At 54.1% G+C, this 16,870-nt stretch carries 16 protein-coding genes; 7 read left to right on the plus strand and 9 right to left on the minus strand.

Annotated elements, in window-relative coordinates; translation table 11 throughout:
* Positions 1-386: 386 nt before the first annotated feature.
* A complete protein-coding gene (locus tag KKH3_RS09995) occupies positions 387-1,367 on the minus strand; it encodes an LLM class flavin-dependent oxidoreductase (protein WP_039358827.1) in 981 nt (326 codons plus the stop codon).
* Positions 1,368-1,660: 293 nt separating this feature from the next.
* Here KKH3_RS09995 and KKH3_RS10000 point away from each other — a divergent pair, with 293 nt between their 5' ends.
* Positions 1,661-2,857, plus strand: coding sequence for a M20 peptidase aminoacylase family protein (locus KKH3_RS10000; protein ID WP_052201323.1), 1,197 nt, complete (start codon positions 1,661-1,663; stop codon positions 2,855-2,857).
* A 181-nt stretch (positions 2,858-3,038) separates the two neighbouring features.
* On the opposite strand, the gene KKH3_RS10005 is transcribed toward KKH3_RS10000, so the two are convergent.
* Positions 3,039-3,584, minus strand: coding sequence for a flavin reductase (locus tag KKH3_RS10005; protein ID WP_039358830.1), 546 nt, complete (start codon positions 3,582-3,584; stop codon positions 3,039-3,041).
* 289 nt (positions 3,585-3,873) lie between these two features.
* On the opposite strand from KKH3_RS10005, the gene KKH3_RS10010 reads away from it, so the two are divergent.
* The 6 genes from KKH3_RS10010 (at position 3,874) to KKH3_RS10035 (ending at position 9,701) form a co-directional block, all read left to right on the plus strand.
* Positions 3,874-5,202 (plus strand): LLM class flavin-dependent oxidoreductase, encoded by a 1,329-nt coding sequence (locus KKH3_RS10010; RefSeq protein ID WP_039358834.1) that lies wholly within the window; start codon positions 3,874-3,876, stop codon positions 5,200-5,202.
* Positions 5,203-5,224: 22 nt separating this feature from the next.
* On the plus strand, positions 5,225-6,160 hold the full coding sequence (locus KKH3_RS10015; RefSeq protein ID WP_039358837.1) for an ABC transporter substrate-binding protein: 936 nt from the start codon (positions 5,225-5,227) through the stop codon (positions 6,158-6,160).
* A 71-nt stretch (positions 6,161-6,231) separates the two neighbouring features.
* A complete protein-coding gene (locus tag KKH3_RS10020) occupies positions 6,232-7,203 on the plus strand; it encodes an ABC transporter substrate-binding protein (protein ID WP_039358840.1) in 972 nt (323 codons plus the stop codon).
* A 73-nt stretch (positions 7,204-7,276) separates the two neighbouring features.
* On the plus strand, positions 7,277-7,831 hold the full coding sequence (locus KKH3_RS10025; protein WP_039358843.1) for a GNAT family N-acetyltransferase: 555 nt from the start codon (positions 7,277-7,279) through the stop codon (positions 7,829-7,831).
* A gap of 77 nt (positions 7,832-7,908) precedes the next feature.
* Complete coding sequence (locus tag KKH3_RS10030) at positions 7,909-8,853, plus strand: amino acid ABC transporter permease (protein WP_039358845.1); 945 nt, start codon at positions 7,909-7,911, stop codon at positions 8,851-8,853.
* 23 nt (positions 8,854-8,876) lie between these two features.
* Positions 8,877-9,701 carry an amino acid ABC transporter ATP-binding protein gene (locus KKH3_RS10035; RefSeq protein WP_039358848.1) on the plus strand — a complete coding sequence of 275 codons (825 nt, stop codon included), beginning with the start codon at positions 8,877-8,879 and terminating at the stop codon, positions 9,699-9,701.
* A gap of 79 nt (positions 9,702-9,780) precedes the next feature.
* Here KKH3_RS10035 and KKH3_RS10040 read toward each other — a convergent pair whose 3' ends face one another.
* The 7 genes from KKH3_RS10040 to KKH3_RS10070 form a co-directional block, all read right to left on the minus strand.
* A complete protein-coding gene (locus KKH3_RS10040; RefSeq protein WP_039358851.1) occupies positions 9,781-10,230 on the minus strand; it encodes a hypothetical protein in 450 nt (149 codons plus the stop codon).
* Positions 10,231-10,357: 127 nt separating this feature from the next.
* Positions 10,358-11,056 (minus strand): urea ABC transporter ATP-binding subunit UrtE, encoded by a 699-nt coding sequence (gene urtE, locus KKH3_RS10045; RefSeq protein WP_039358854.1) that lies wholly within the window; start codon positions 11,054-11,056, stop codon positions 10,358-10,360.
* 1 nt (position 11,057) lies between these two features.
* Entirely contained in the window at positions 11,058-11,837 is a 780-nt protein-coding gene (gene urtD, locus KKH3_RS10050; RefSeq protein WP_039362325.1) for an urea ABC transporter ATP-binding protein UrtD, read from the minus strand.
* Between the two features lie 55 nt (positions 11,838-11,892).
* Complete coding sequence (urtC, locus tag KKH3_RS10055; RefSeq protein ID WP_039362327.1) at positions 11,893-12,969, minus strand: urea ABC transporter permease subunit UrtC; 1,077 nt, start codon at positions 12,967-12,969, stop codon at positions 11,893-11,895.
* 11 nt (positions 12,970-12,980) lie between these two features.
* Positions 12,981-14,570 (minus strand): urea ABC transporter permease subunit UrtB, encoded by a 1,590-nt coding sequence (gene urtB, locus KKH3_RS10060; RefSeq protein ID WP_052201378.1) that lies wholly within the window; start codon positions 14,568-14,570, stop codon positions 12,981-12,983.
* A 233-nt stretch (positions 14,571-14,803) separates the two neighbouring features.
* Positions 14,804-16,072 carry an urea ABC transporter substrate-binding protein gene (gene urtA, locus KKH3_RS10065; protein ID WP_039358857.1) on the minus strand — a complete coding sequence of 423 codons (1,269 nt, stop codon included), beginning with the start codon at positions 16,070-16,072 and terminating at the stop codon, positions 14,804-14,806.
* Positions 16,069-16,827 (minus strand): GntR family transcriptional regulator, encoded by a 759-nt coding sequence (locus KKH3_RS10070; RefSeq protein ID WP_039358861.1) that lies wholly within the window; start codon positions 16,825-16,827, stop codon positions 16,069-16,071. The genes urtA and KKH3_RS10070 overlap by 4 nt, the downstream gene beginning before the upstream one ends.
* Between the last annotated feature and the right edge of the window lie 43 nt (positions 16,828-16,870).

Raw genomic sequence — 16,870 nt, forward strand, 5'->3', positions numbered from 1 at the left:
TCCGCTTGATACCATCTTAAACGTAAACATTAAGCTGGTTATTTGCCGTTGGGCGATTAACCCCATCGGCTATGGGTGTCTTAAAGACCGATGCGTTATTGTCGTACGTCGTCCGGGTTCGGCTAGACGCATCCTGATTAGGGTAACCAGACAGTTGCGACGAGCGGGAGATACCCTGAACATGATCGGGTTTGTCAGGCATTGAGCTATATGACACTGGATAGACTAGGTTGAGACCAATCATTTTTCTTCCCCCTATTCATCTTCTCTGTCAGTAAAACTTACCTTGCTTATTACTGAGTATAGAACAGTCAAACAGGGGGAATATGTAAGGTTTTGTCTGAAAAAACACCGCTAGCGCGGCTCTGACATTTTTTGACCATTGCTCAGCGCGGTGCCAGCAGCCGAATCGACGCTTCACGCTCGCGGGGTGATGTCACGGGCGTATGGATGATGAATTCATCCACACCAAAGCGCTGATGGTAGCTCTCCAGACGCTGATGAATATGTTCCGGCGTGCCGTAAAGCACATGGCGCGGCTCCTGCTCGATACGGAAATTCGTCGCACCCGCCTGCCGAACGAAATTGTCGGCCTGCTCCTGACTGCCTACCGTCAGCGGCGGCTTGTTCTCAATATAAACTTTATAGTTATGCTGCGTGCTGGCCAGTGCCTCCGCATCCTCATGACGTTCAGCGGCAATCACCGACAGTGACAGCAGCGTCTGGGCGCTGGCGGGCTTCAACTCCCGATAGCTCAGGAGAGACTCCGTCAGCAGCGTTTCACTGGCGTTAATGAACCCGGCGAACACAAAACTCCAGCCCAGCGAGGCAGCTAATCGCGCACTCTCCTGGCTGGCACCCAGCAGAAAGCGCTGTGGCGTTTGTTCAGGTAATGGCGTCGCGTTCAGACGTTCGGTCGTCTCGTCATGGCTGTCGAGAAAATGGTTCAGTTGATGTAGCTTCTCCGTAAAGGCAACTCGCTGCACCTCACCGATTTCCTGCTGTAGCGCCCGCGTCGCCAGCGGCAACCCGCCCGGCGCTTTGCCGATCCCCAAATCCACACGCCCGCCCGCCAGTGCGCTGATCACATGGAAATTCTCCGCAACTTTATACGGGCTGTAGTGCTGCAACATCACGCCGCCGGAGCCAATGCGTAGCGTCGTGGTGTGTGCCAATAGCCAAGTGATCAAGACCTCGGGAGACGATCCCGCCAACTCATCAGAATTATGATGCTCGGAAACCCAAAAGCGATGATAGCCAAGCGCTTCCGCCACTTTCGCCAGCGACACGGTTTGCGCCAACGCCTGCGACGCACTCATTCCTTCGGCGATGGGGCTTTGATCTAATAAACTGAGTTTATATCCCACGATGTTTCCTTATTTTCAGCGACTATCCGTTAGCATGCTAGCGCTATTCACAGCAATAAATAGTCATAATAAAAACCACAGCTATAGCAAAAAACAGAATAAGAAGAATGTTGCATAAAGATGTAAAAAATAAATATGAATAACAGATTTTGTTAGCAGAAATATTCATAATAAATGAATACAAAAAAGCACCATCATAAAAAGACATGAAATATAACCAGATGGTATTTATCCATTGCGTTGCTATCAGCTACCTTTAGCATGTTTAAGTTTTGTTAAGGAGGTGTATTGATATGGCTGAATCTATCCCCTGTTGTGATACGTCATTTGAGCAACAGTTAATTAACTGGCGACGGCACTTGCATCAGTACCCGGAATTGTCCAATCAGGAACACCAAACCACCGCGCACATTACCCGCTGGCTACAAGAGAAAGACATCCGCCTGTTGCCCCTTGCGTTAACCACCGGCGTCGTTGTCGAAATCGGTCACGGCAGCGGCCCGACGATTGCACTGCGGGCAGATATTGATGCGCTGCCGATTGAAGAACTGGTCGATGTCGATTTTCGCTCTCAGCACACGGGCGTCATGCATGCCTGTGGCCATGATTTCCACACCGCCGTGATGCTGGGTGCGGCTTGCCTGCTGAAAAAGCGTGAGCATGTCTTACCGGGCAAAGTCAGATTATTTTTTCAACCGGCAGAAGAGGTCTCGACTGGCGCCAAACAGTTGATCCGCGCGGGGGCTCTCGCTGATGTTGCGGCCGTTTTCGGCCTGCACAATGCGCCTGAACTTCCTGCTGGCACCTTCGCTACACGCAGCGGCCCGTTTTATGCCAACGTGGATCGCTTCGCCATTCACATTACGGGAAAAGGCGCACACGCGGCCAAACCCGAACAGGGCATCGACAGCATCGTCACCGCCTGCAATATCGTCAATGCGCTGCAAACGCTGCCCAGCCGTAGCTTTAGCTCTCTGGAGTCGCTGGTCATCAGCGTCACGCGCATTCAGGGTGGCAATACCTGGAACGTCCTGCCGCAAACGGTAGAGCTGGAAGGGACGGTTCGCACCTACAATGCCGCAATTCGCGCGGAGATACCGGAACGAATAGAACAGTTGATTGGCGGCATCGCCCTTGCGCTGGGTGCAAAAGCGGAACTGAAATGGTATCCCGGCCCGCCTGCGGTCGTGAACACCAATGAATGGGCCGATTTCAGTAAGCAAATTGCCCGAGACGCAGGCTATCAGGTAGAAAACGCCGAGCTGCAAATGAGCGGTGAGGACTTTGCGCTGTATCTTCAGGACGTGCCGGGCACGTTCGTCAGCATTGGATCAAACAGCGAATTTGGTTTGCACCATCCTCAGTTCAATCCAGATGAAAGTGCGATAGCGCCAGCCTCACGCTACTTCGCTCAATTAGCGGAAGCTGCGCTACATCGCCTGAGAACCACGAAAACCACCTCACCACAGGCCGTACTGTCCTCATCTTAAAGTCTTGTTATAAAAATAAAATCACCTCCGCACGATCAATTCGGCGGAGGTGTACTGGTTACATAAATTCGATATTAGGAGAGACTCGGGGATGAGGTTCCCGCTGGGACGCCTCACCCCGTGGTTGCTCCGGGTATCTCGATCGTCAAACGATCGGGATTAGGTGAGAAAGCAGTATGGGTTAACCCCGAACTGCATGGTAACGGCGGGAAAAATACACCAGACCATCAGTGCTTTCGCCCTGCTTAATCGCTAATACCCGGCAAATAAAGATATCGTGCGTCGCCGCGCTCACGACCTCTTCAACCTTGCAGTCAAACGCGACCAGCGCGTCCCGCAACACCGGTGAACCCGTGTGTAGCACGTCCCACTCCGCCGCGGCAAACCGTTCCTCGGTAGACGACGGACTCCCAAATAGCGACGACAGCGCTTCATGATGGGCGGGCAGCGTATTGATGCACAAATGTGTATTTGCCTGAAACGTGGGATAAACCGACGAACCACGATTCAGACACACCAACAGCGTACCCGGCGAATCACTGACGCTGGACACGGCCGATGCCGTAAAACCTGCCTTACCTGCCGGGCCATCCGTCGTAACGACATTGACCGCCGCGCTCAACCTTGCCATTGCATCACGAAACGCCTGCCGGTCAACCGTGGCAACTGCCGCAGAGAGAACCGCGTCATTCGCGGTGACGTGTCGTTCAGCTATCAAATCAGACATTCAATACTTCCTTTAGATACGGCCAGAAACATGACTATTAACATCATACTAACAAAATCAGCTATATCATAATCTGAAATTTTTGAATTTCATTATCCATTTTTGTTGTTTTACATCACGCCTCGCCTCATCAATAGTGAAAACACGCTATTAACGCCTTATTAACCTTTCATTGAATGCGTGAATGCCTATTGATGGACTGTTTCACTTTCATGGAAGTTTGTTTAATTAATAATAAGTGCTTTCAATTAATAATAAACACATTCAATTAATAAAAAGGCTTCTGACGATGAGTGAAAAACAAACATCTGCGAATCGACAATTAAGGCTGGGTTTAATATTACAGGGCGCAGCGGGAAATATGTCCGCATGGCGGCATAAAAACGTCGTACCCGATGCCAGTATTAATTTTGGTTTTGTTCTGGATGCGGTAAAAAAAGCCGAACAGGGGAAATTTGATTTTGTCTTCGTAGCAGACGGCCTGTATATCAATGAAAAATCTATCCCGCACTTTCTTAATCGCTTTGAACCTCTGACGCTGCTGTCTGCACTGGCTACCGTTACTACGCATATTGGCCTGGTGGGTACACTCTCAACGTCGTATTCCGAACCCTTTACCACCGCCCGGCAGTTCGCCAGCCTCGACCATCTCAGCAATGGACGCGCGGGTTGGAACGTGGTGACATCGCCGCTGGAAGGATCGGCGAAAAACTTTTCCCGAGAACAGCACCCTGAACACGCGCTGCGCTATCGCATTGCTGATGAGTTCCTTCAGGTGGCGAAAGGCCTGTGGGATTCCTGGGAAGACGATGCCTTTGTTCGTGACAAAACCAGCGGACAATTTTTCGATCCTGAAAAGCTGCACACGCTGAATCATCAAGGAGAGTTCTTCTCGGTACAGGGGCCGCTGAATATTGGCCGATCCGCGCAAGGCCGCCCAATTGTGTTTCAGGCTGGCGCATCGGAAGACGGGCAAAAACTGGCCGCTAAACATGCCGATGCCATCTTCACCCATCAACACACGCTGGAAGACTCACAGCGCTATTACCGCGAAGTGAAACAGAAGCTGGAAGAAAATGGTCGCCGAGCCGATCAGTTACACGTCTTCCAGGGCGTTAGCGTGATTGTTGGTAATGATGCTGAAGACGTAGAGCGCCAGTATCAGGAAACCGCACAGTTGGTGACGATTGAGGACGCCCTCAATTATCTGGGACGCTATTTTGAGCACTATGACTTCTCACAACACCCGCTGGATGAGCCCTTCCCCGATATCGGCGATCTGGGGAAAAACAGTTTTCGCAGCACCACCGATGAAATCAAACGCAACGCACAGGAAAAAGGCTTAACGCTGCGTCAGGTTGCGCTGGAAGCCGCGTCACCGCGTCCCGTCTTCAGCGGCACGCCTGAGCAGGTGGCGGATGGTTTACAGCGCTGGTTTGAAAACGGTGCGGCCGACGGTTTCATTATTCAGGGCGGCACGCCGGATACGCTCAACCACTTTGTCGATCGCGTCGTTCCTCTGCTACAACAGCGTGGCCTGTTCCGTCAGGAATATCCTGGCTACACACTGCGGGAAAATCTGGCGCTGGATTATCCGGTGAATCAATTCACGCGCTAATTCGCGCAACAGGAGATTCACTGTGAAACGTTCCCCATTTATCACGCTAACCCACGTGGCGGCACTTTTGAGTACCACGCTGGTGGCAAACGTGCAGGCGCAAGACGCGGGTTTCGTGAGCCGTATCGATCTGAAAGCCAACCAAACGCCTATTCGTACCGATAAAAATGCTGAGGCCATTGCACAGATTCCGGCTCATTTCAAATTCGTCACACCGGGTAAATTGACGATTGCCGTTTCAGCGCTCAGTTCACCGCCGCTGTCACTGCTGGCTGACGATAACAAAACGCTTATCGGCAGCGATGCCGATATTGCGCGACTGGTGGCTGACGGCCTCGGGCTGGAGCTAAAGCTGGTGCCCGCCTCTTGGGAAGACTGGCCGCTGGGCATCACAGCGGGGAAATACGACGCCGCCATTTTTAATATCACGGTAACGAAACTGCGCAAAGAAAAGTTCGACTTCGCCACGTATCGCATTGATACGCTAGGTTTCTACGTGAAATCGACCAGCAAGATTACGTCGATTAACAAGCCAGAAGACGTCGCAGGTCTGAAAGTGATTGTCGGTTCTGGCACCAATCAGGAAAACATTCTGCTGGGCTGGGATCGGCAAAACCGCGCCAGCGGCCTGCCTCTTGTACAACCCGTTTACGTCACCGACGATGCCGCCGCCAACCTGAGTATTCAGTCCGGGCGCGTCGATGCGTTTTTCGGCCCGCACTCCATCGGAGCTTATAAAGCGGCGCTGACGGGCAAAACCCGCATGGTGGGCAAAGGCCCGACGGTCGCTTACGTCGCAGTCACCACGCAGAAAGGCAACGGACTGGCACAGCCAATCAGCACCGCTATCAATCATGCGATCCACAACGGCAGCTATGCACAGGTACTGGATCGCTGGGGTGAAGACGATGAAAAAATCACGCAATCCGTGGTGAACCCGCCGGGTATCGGCGATTAAGTAAAAACAGCACGCCACAAAGTGACATTGTCACTAAAGCCATTATAAATAGTCACCTGCAAGGGAAAAAAATGCAAAAAGAGATCGCATATTCATCCAACTCACATCGCATACGTCCATCGCGTTTGACAAGGCTACTGACGGGATCTCTGCTGCTCGGCACGCTGTCTGTCACGACCGGCGCACAGGCAGCCATCGACCTGAAAGCTAACCAGCAGCCGATCCATGCACCGAAAAATGCGGAGGCTATTGCGCAGATTCCGGCCGATTTTAAATTCGTCACACCGGGCAAACTCACCGTCGCCATCGCCGCGCTCGGGTCGTCACCGCCGTTGGCGTTTCTGGCCGATGACAACAAAACCGTAGTGGGCAGCGAGCCGGATATCGCCCGGCTGGTAGCCGATAGCCTCGGGCTGGAACTGAACATCGTTCCAACCTCGTGGGAAGACTGGCCGCTTGGCGTGGCTTCCGGTAAATATGATGCCGCCATCATCAATATTACTGTCACTAAGGAGCGCAAGGAAAAGTTCGATTTCGCCACCTACCGCATCGACTCGCTCGGCTTCTACGTGAAATCCACCAGTAAAATTCAGTCTATCAAGGAAGCGAAGGACATCGCCGGGCTAAAGATTATTGTTGGTTCCGGCACTAATCAGGAAGCAGTACTGCTGGCGTGGGATAAACAGAATCGCGCCAACGGCCTGCCCGCCTTTCAGCCGATTTATGTTACGGACGATGCGGCTGCCAACCTGAGCCTGCAATCCGGCCGTTCTGACGCCTATTTCGGCCCCAACGTGATCGGTGCATACAAAGCAGAGTTGACAGGCAAAGTTAAGCATGTCGGTACGGTCAACGGCGGTTACCCCAACGTCGCCCATATCGCGGTCACCACGCGTAAAGGCAGCGGACTGGTACAGCCGATTAATACCGCGTTGAACGGCGTGATTAAAAGCGGTGAATACGACAAGGTGCTGAACCGTTGGGGAGAAAGTATCGAACGTATCGACCGTTCAGAAATCAATCCGCCAGGACTGGGCGATTAATACCGTTCGATGGCTATCGGGACACGCAATGGTTACCGATAGCCCCTATACGCTAACGAATCAGGAGCACCCCATGTCCGACGATATTTTCATTGTTACCCAGCCCGAAGATCCTATCGTGGCACCCATTATCGACGGCCTGTTCGCGGAATATGAACAGCGCTACGGCGACTTTTTTGGCGAACGGGAAAGCGATCCACCAGGCATCTACCAGCAGCCGCACGGCATTTTTATTGCGCTGCTGCGTCACGGCGTTCCCATTGCCACCGGTGCGTTTAAACGCTACGACAGCACCACCGCTGAGATTAAGCGGGTATGGACGGATAACTCGCTGCGCCGTCAGGGGCTGGCAGGGAAAGTGATGCAAGAGCTGGAGCAACACGCCCGGCGATTAGGCTATCAGCACTTTTTCCTGACCACCGGTTTCCGCCAGCCTGAGGCCGTGCGCCTCTACCTGAGCCACGGTTATACCCCGCAGTTCGACATTAACGTCGACCCGGTAACTTACAGTATTCCGCCTTACGATGGGCGACTGCCGTTTAAGAAAGCGCTGTTTGACGCGGCAATGCCACGGATTGCGCGGCAAACGGAAGTCGATCTTATCGCTCGCCATTTGAAAGTGTGTTGACCCTTGCGCACGGTAATAGCCCTATGCATTCACAACAAAACGACACTTTTTAGCATCACCTTCAACGGGTATCGATCATGACGCAATCTCTACACACGTCTTCTCAACAGCCACCGCTGAGCCAGACACAGGAACCGCCGTTGAACATTGTTCCCGCGCGTTACCCTTTTCGCTTTGCCGGTGCGCTGTTTTCTCTGTTTATTTTTGCCGGCATTATTCAGTCAATCGCGCTGAATCCGCGCTGGGAGTGGGCGGTCTTTGCCGAATGGTTTTTTAATCCCGTAATCCTTGCTGGGCTGGGTCAGACACTGCTATTAACCGCACTGGGTACGTTATTCAGTATTTTTTTCGGCACCGCGCTGGCGCTGGCCCGGCTTTCGCCGTCTTACCTGCTGTCCACGCTGTCGTGGCTGTATATCTGGCTGTTCCGATCGCTGCCGCTGATTCTGGTGCTAATCATTCTGTACAATTTCTCATATCTCTATGACGAGCTGGCGCTGGGGATCCCCTTCACCTCTATCGTCTTCCTGAACTATCCGACGATTGATCTCCTGGATCAATTTTCCGTTGCCGTGCTGGGTCTGACGCTGGTGCAATCCGCGTATACAGCGGAAATTATTCGCGGCGGTATTCTTGGCGTGGACGCAGGCCAGTTTGAAGCCTCTGCGGCACTCGGCCTGCCCGGCGGTCGCCGCACTGTGCGCATCATTCTGCCGCAGGCGCTGCGTTCGATTCTGCCCACCGGTTTTAACGAAATCATCAGCCTCGCGAAGGGGACCTCAATTGTCTATGTGCTGGCGCTGCCGGAGCTGTTTTACACCGTCCAGGTCATTTACAACCGTACGCAGCAGGTTATTCCGCTGCTGATGGTCGCCACTATTTGGTATCTGCTGATCACCACGGTGCTATCCGTCGTCCAATACTACGTGGAACGCTATGTGTCCCGCGGTGCGGTGCGTGAAATGCCGCCAACGCCGCGCCAGAGACTCGTCCGTTTCCTGACGCGCCAGCGCGCACGCTAACCCCCAGACTCTGGAGACTCACCATGTCTGAAGCTATCGATTATTTTGCTCATGCCCGCACCACCATACAGCCACAGCCAGAAAACGCGGTTGGGCTGATCGAAATCCGCAACGTAGCGAAACATTTTGGTCAGCACAAAGCGCTGGAGGATATCAATCTGACGCTGGCACCCGGCTCTGTCACGGTGATCCTCGGCCCGTCCGGTTCGGGAAAATCCACATTGCTACGCACCATTAACCATCTTGAACGCGTAGACGAAGGCTTTATCCGCATCGACGGCGATTACATTGGTTACCGCCGTAAAGGGAATACGCTCTATGAGTTAAAAGAAAAGGACGTGTTACGCCAGCGCATCAACGTCGGCTATGTATTCCAGAATTTCAATCTGTTCCCCCACCTTTCCGTGTTGGAAAACATCATTGAGGCACCGCTGGCGCATAAACTGTATTCGCGTCAGGAAGCGGAAGATGTCGCCTTTACCCTGCTGGAAAGCGTCGGGTTACGCCATAAAGCCCAATCTTACCCACGCCACCTTTCCGGCGGCCAGCAGCAGCGCGTCGCGATTGCCCGCGCGCTGGCGCTCAAGCCGAAAGTCATGCTGTTTGATGAACCGACGTCCGCACTCGATCCCGAACTGGTTGGCGAGGTGCTGGATGTGATCAAATCGCTCGCCCGCTCCGGCGTGACACTGGTCGTCGTCACACATGAAATCGGCTTTGCGCGCGAAGTGGCAGACCGCGTGGTGTTCATGGTGGATGGCAAAATTGTCGAAAGCGGGGATTCCTGGCAGGTGTTGAACCATCCCCGTCACCCGCGAACGATCAATTTTTTGAATAAGGTGTTGTGAGGAAAAGAGAAGGCTATTCATTGATGACATACGCATTGGGCTCGCTACGAGTGAGCCTAATGAGATCGCGCGTAAATGATTATTTTGCTGCCAATGGCGCAATATACGGGCTGCTATAAACCTGAACCATTACGCTTTTATCCGCATCAAACGTCGCCACCGTCACAACGTCATGAGTGCCCGCCGCTCGCCAACATTCAGCTTCAACATCGCAACGATCCTGTTTCTCATAACCTATCGACGTCAGGTAACTATGAACCTTGCTGGTATCGTCCGCGCCATAGAAGTTCACCGTCCATATTTTAGCTTCCGGCCCCGTTACGTTTGAAAAATTGAAGTCATAGCGAGCGGTAATACGTGGCATTGCTCTTAGAATATCGGGGGTATAGAACACATATTCCCTTTTGTCTTGCTCGGTATAGTGTGAACTGCCAGCAAAATTCATTTTGATGTAGGGCCATAGAGAACCGACCGCAACAGCAATAACGGTGATGCCAAGCACGGCAAAAATTTTCAGCGGTTTACTCATCCTTAATCCCCCTTTCCTTTTTAGCTGAAGATACACAAAAATTATCCGCTTAAGGCAGTATTTTACAAAATCTGCTCGTTAGGTCTGAAACTTTTGTCCTGCCAGCGTAGCGTTAACGCAACCACATTCAAATCGCCACCAGTCCCCGCACGCCATCCTGTTCCATCGTTTCACCCCGTCCGCGTTGTATGATTTCCCCACGGGACATCACCAGATAGCTGTCGGCCAGGTCGGCGGCGAAGTCGTAAAATTGCTCGACCAGCAGAATCGCCATATCGCCACGCTGTGCCAGTTGGCGAATCACCGCGCCAATCTCTTTAATCACCGACGGCTGTATGCCTTCGGTTGGTTCATCCAGAATCAGCAACTGTGGTTTACAGGCCAGCGCACGTCCAATCGCCAGCTGTTGCTGTTGTCCGCCGGACAAATCGCCGCCGCGCCGCTGCTTCATTTCATCCAATACTGGGAAAAGCTGGTAGATCTCATCCGGCACCTGCCGTGCCTGTTTGCCCGGAAAGCGCGATAGTCCCATCAACAGGTTTTCTTCCACGGTTAACCGTGGAAATATTTCCCGCCCCTGTGGCACGTAGGCAATACCAGACTGCACGCGCTGATAGGGTTTACGCGAGTTAATCGCGTCACCCTGCCAGCGAATCGTGCCGGACTTCGCCGGAATCAGCCCCATCAGACATTTCAGCAGCGTAGTTTTTCCGACGCCATTGCGCCCTAACAGGCAAGTAATCTCACCGGGTTTTACCTCAAAAGACAGGCCGCGCAGAATGTGGCTGCCGCCGTAATATTGATTCAGTTCTGAAATTTCTAACATGTTAGCGCCCCAGATAAACGTCAATCACCTGCTCATTCGCCTGCACTTCACGCAGCGATCCTTCCGCCAGCACCTGCCCCTGATGCAGTACGGTGACGCGGTCAGCAATGCTTTCGACAAAGCCCATGTCGTGCTCCACGACCATCAGCGAGTGTTTGCCCGCCAGGCTGCGGAACAGCTCGGCGGTATAGGCCGTTTCGGCGTCCGTCATCCCGGCGGCGGGTTCATCGAGCAGCAGCAGATGCGGCTCCTGTACCAGTAACATACCGATTTCCAGAAACTGCTTTTGCCCGTGTGACAACAGCCCTGCCGGTCGTTGCCGCTCGTGACCGAGCCGCAGCAGCGCCAACGTGTCGTCTATACGGTCACGCTGCTCGCTGTTCAGCCTGGCGCGCAGGCTCGCCCACACCGATTTGTCGGTTTTTAGTGCGATTTCGAGGTTTTCAAATACCGTCAGCGCTTCAAACACCGTCGGCTTCTGGAATTTCCGCCCAATTCCCGCGCGGGCGATATCGACCGGCGATAGCGTCGTCAGGTCGGTATACTGATCGTAAAATGCTTTGCCGTTATCCGGTCGCGTTTTACCGGTGATGACATCCATCAGCGTGGTTTTCCCCGCACCGTTAGGGCCAATGATGCAACGCAACTCCCCGATGCCAATCTGCAATGAGAGATCCGTGAGCGCGCGGAAACCGTCAAAGCTCACGTTAATCTTGTCGAGTTGCAGTACCGGATCGGTCTGATGCCGATGGCGATCCGACGGATGCGGCTGTGCGAACATCGTCTGCGTCTCGACGGTTTGTGCAGGCGCGGGAACCAATGGCTCAGATAAAGACTCAGTCATGTTTCTTCCTCGTCAGCAGTCCAATCACGCCACGCGGCAAAAACAGCGTGACGAGAATAAACATCATCCCCAAAAAGAACAGCCAATACTCGGGAAAGGCCACGGTAAACCAGCTTTTTGCCCCGTTGACGATACCCGCCCCGAGCAACGGCCCGATCAGCGTCCCGCGTCCCCCCAGCGCCACCCAAATGGCGGCTTCGATAGAGTTGGTCGGCGACATTTCGCCTGGATTGATGATGCCAACCTGCGGCACATACAGCGCTCCCGCCAGCCCGCACAGCACGGCGGAAAGTATCCAGACAAACAGCTTGAAGCCTTTCGGATCGTAACCACAGAACATCAGACGGTTTTCCGCATCGCGTACCGCCGTCAGCACGCGGCCAAATTTACTGCGCGCCAGCGCAAATCCCACTAGCAGGCTAGCAATCAACAACAGCACGGTAGCGACAAATAGCCCAATGCGCGTACCAGTTGCCGTAATAGGGAACCCCAGCAACGTCGTAAAGCCGGTAAACCCGTTATTACCGCCAAAGCCCGTTTCGTTACGGAAGAACAGCAACATTCCGGCGTAGGTCAGCGCCTGCGTCATGATCGAGAAATACACGCCTTTGATTTTGGAGCGGAACGCGAACCAACCGAACACAAACGCCAGCACACCCGGCACCAGCACGATCAGGCACAGCGCCCAGGCAAAATACTGGGTTCCCGCCCAGAACCACGGCAGTTCGGTCCACGACAGAAAGGACATAAACGCGGGCATTCCCTCTCCAGCGGCCTGCCGCATCAGGTACATGCCCATTGCGTAGCCGCCCAGCGCGAAAAACAGGCCGTGACCGAGCGACAGCAGCCCGGCATAGCCCCACACCAGATCCAGCGCAACGGCGACAATCGCATAGCACAGGATTTTGCCAATCAGCGTCAGCGTATAAGTGGAGATCGCCAGCGGATGCTCTGCGGGCAGCAGCGCGAGAAACGGCAGGATCAACAAGGCCAGGAAAACCGCAGCCCCCAGGCCAAGCATGAGTCGCGGTGCACGCTGCGTCAGCGTTATCGTCATGGGTTGCGTAATAGATTGCGTCATCAGTCAATCACCCGTCCTTTGAATGCAAACAGCCCCTGTGGCCGCTTCTGAATAAACAGCACGATCAATACCAGAATGACAATCTTGCCCAGCACCGCGCCAATCTGCGGTTCCAGCACTTTGTTGAGAATACCAAGGCTGAAGGCGGCGACCACCGTCCCTGCAAGCTGCCCGACGCCCCCCAGCACGACGACGAGGAAGGAATCGATAATGTAGCCCTGTCCCAGCTCCGGTCCGACGTTACCCAGTTGCGACAGCGCAACGCCTCCTAAGCCCGCGATGCCGGAGCCCAGCCCAAAGGCCAGCATATCAACGCGGCCGGTCGGCACGCCGCAGCAGTCCGCCATCGCCCGGTTTTGCGTCACTGCCCGCACATTCATGCCAAGGCGAGTTTTATTGAGGAGTAGCCAGGTGAGCAACAGCACGCCGAGGACGAACACAATCACCGCGATGCGGTTATACGGCAGCACCAGATTTGGCAGCAGACGCAGCCCGCCGGACAGCCATGCGGGATTGGCGACTTCCAGATTCTGCGTGCCGAACAGCATACGCACCAGTTGGATCAGCATCAGGCTGATGCCCCAAGTCGCCAGCAGCGTTTCCAGCGGTCGGCCATAAAGATGACGAATCACCGTGCGTTCCAGCACCATACCGACGCCAGCGGTAATAAAGAAGGCAACAGGCAATGCCAGCAACGGATAATACGCCAGCCAGCTCGGCGCAAACTGCTGACACAGCGACTGCACCAGCCAGGTTGCGTATGCACCCAGCATCAACATTTCGCCGTGTGCCATGTTGATGACGCCCAGCAGCCCGTAGGTGATCGCCAGCCCCAGCGCCGCCAGCAGCAGGATAGAACCGAGCGACAGCCCGGTAAACGCCTGTCCCAGCAGATCGCCGACGATCAAACTTTGCTTAATCTGAGTCAGGCTCTCCTGCGCCGCCGCACGCACGCCGGTATCTGGTTCGTTCTGCGCCTGCGTTAACGGCTGTAAGCGTGCCTGCATATGCGGGTCACCGGTCTGTCCTAAGCGTTTGACCGCCTCAAGGCGCACCAGCGGATTAGGATCGCTTAATTGCCGAGTCGCAATCGCGGTATTCAGCGCATCGCGTACCTGCGCATCTTTCTCTACGCTAAGGCGCTGCACCAACAGCGGCAACTGTTCCGCACTGCTGTCGCTCTGTAGCTGCCGTACCGCATTCAGACGCGTTGCGGCGTCATTGCTGACGAGCTGATGCGCGGCCAGCGCGGTGGCAACAAGACCGCGAAGGCGGTTATTCATAAACAGTTTTTTGGTCGCACCCACCGGTTCTGCGTTCGCGTCCAGCGGCGTTAATGTGCCCTGCACATCCCTAAACGGCTGCTGGTTCTTATCAAGCACCACCGATTCATCGCGCAGCGCCTGTAACAGCGGCAAGCGTGCGGGTTCCGGCGCTGCGGCCCATTGCTGCAACAGTTCGGCCTGCTGCGTGCGGCTGGCCGTGGCAAAATCAACCGCAGATCCGGCCTGTGCCAGCAGCGGAAGCACCAGACACAGCGACAGCACAAACGTAGATAATCGACAACTCATCATCGCAATGTCCGCCATATAAGAGAGATAATATCTATTCGGCACCATTTATTTTGCCTTATATATCAGCAGCCTCACCGCCACACATTTATGCTGGCACAGTGAGTATTTCGTGCGCTATAACGCCGCCATTCATATGCAATACCGTATACGCGCCCGACGCAGGGCGCTCAATCGCCGCCGCCCTGCGAACCCAGGCTTCCGGCTAAATTACACCGGATAACAAAACGCTTAAGACCTGAAATTCAGATTTACTGCGCGGCTTTAATTGGGTGATCGGGTTTCTTATCGTTACCGGAGATGTACGGGCTCCACGGTTGCGCGCGAACCGGTTTATCCGTCTGCCAGACCACGTTGAACTGACCATTTTCCTCAATCTCACCAATCATCACCGGTTTGTGCAGGTGGTGGTTGGTGCTGTCCATCGTCAGCGTAAAGCCATCCGGTGCGGCAAAGGTTTGCCCTGCCATCGCGGCGCGCACTTTATCCACGTCTGTCGTGCCCGCTTTTTCTACCGCCTGCGCCCACATATGAATGCCGACATAGGTCGCCTCCATCGGATCGTTAGTCACCACCGTGCCCGCATTCGGCAGATTTTTTGCTTTGGCATAGGCTTTGTAGGCTTCCACGAAGTCGGTATTGGTTGGGTTATCTACCGACTCAAAGTAGTTCCAGGCGGCTAAATGACCGACCAGCGGTTTGGTGTCGATCCCGCGCAGTTCTTCTTCGCCGACCGAGAACGCGACAACCGGCACATCGGTCGCTTTGATTCCCTGATTCGCCAGCTCTTTATAGAACGGTACGTTGGAATCGCCGTTGATGGTGGAAACCACCGCCGTCTTGCCGCCCGTCGAGAATTTCTTGATGTTGGAAACAATGGTCTGGTAATCACTGTGGCCAAACGGCGTATAGACTTCCTCAATATCTTTGTCCTGTACGCCTTTGGAATGCAGGAACGCGCGCAGGATTTTGTTGGTGGTACGTGGATACACATAGTCCGTACCCAGCAGGAAGAAACGCTTCGCCGCCCCGCCGTCTTCACTCATTAGGTATTCCACGGCCGGGATCGCCTGCTGATTCGGTGCCGCGCCGGTGTAGAACACGTTCGGTGACATTTCTTCACCTTCATACTGTACCGGGTAGAACAGCAGCCCGTTCAGTTCCTCAAACACGGGCAAGACCGACTTACGCGACACCGATGTCCAGCAGCCGAACACCACCGCCGCTTTATCCTGCGTCAGCAACTGACGCGCCTTTTCGGCAAACAGCGGCCAGTTCGAAGCGGGATCGACCACCACAGGCTCCAGTTTTTTACCCAACACACCGCCTTTAGCGTTGATTTCATCAATGGTCATCAGCGCCACATCCTTCAGTGGCGTTTCCGAAATGGCCATCGTGCCGGACAGGGAATGCATAATGCCGACTTTGATGGTGTCTGCCGCCTGCACGCTCCAGGTCAACCCCATACCAACCACCGTTGCGGAAAGCGCAAAAACTTTTAGCAATGAACGTCTTTTCATTTATTAGCCCTTAAGTCGTGTTGAGTGATAATGGAATCATGTGATGCGTCAGGTGAAACTGATTGAGGTCGCGCCTGCTGTAACATGTGTAAGGTAATCTTCCTGACTTCGGCCTTACTGACGGAAATGTGCTCAGTCAGAATGCGCTGCGCCTCCTCGGTGTGCTGTTGCAATACCGCCAGCAAAATGCAGGCATGCTCTTTATAGGTCGCGTCGATGCGATCTTCGCGGGTGAAATCGAGACGGCGAATAATGCGGATTTTCTCCGTCAGTTCGCCGTGTACTCGCGCCATTTCGCTGTTTCCCGCTACCGTCACCAGCCCGCGGTGAAACCCTTCATCGTAGCGGGAGACGATCTTGCCGTCGTCCAGACGCGGTTCCTCAATCCAAAAGCGTTTTAGATCCGCTAATAACTCGGCGCAGCGCCCCGGCGGCATCCCGCATAGCCGCCGAATGGCTTCGCGCTCCAGCACAATGCGGAAGTCATACAGTTCCTCGAAATATTCGAAATCAAATGGACGAACCTGCCAGCCACTGCGGAAATAGACTTCGACATAGCCTTCTCGCTCCAGCCAAAACAGCGCCTGGCGCACCGGTGTACGGCTGACCGACATCCGTTCGGCAATTTCATTTTCACTAAAACGGTCGCCCGGCATCAGGCGAAAGTCGAAAATGTCGTTTTTCAGGGTTTGATACACCCGCTCCGCCAGTGCTTCCGGGCGATCTTTGCTGCGCTTTTGTGTGCCTGTTCGCATCGTTTTCTCCGCCTCATCGTTGATTCAGGCTTGTCCCTTTATT

The organism is Pectobacterium actinidiae (assembly GCF_000803315.1).
GTDB classification, from domain to species: domain Bacteria; phylum Pseudomonadota; class Gammaproteobacteria; order Enterobacterales; family Enterobacteriaceae; genus Pectobacterium; species Pectobacterium actinidiae.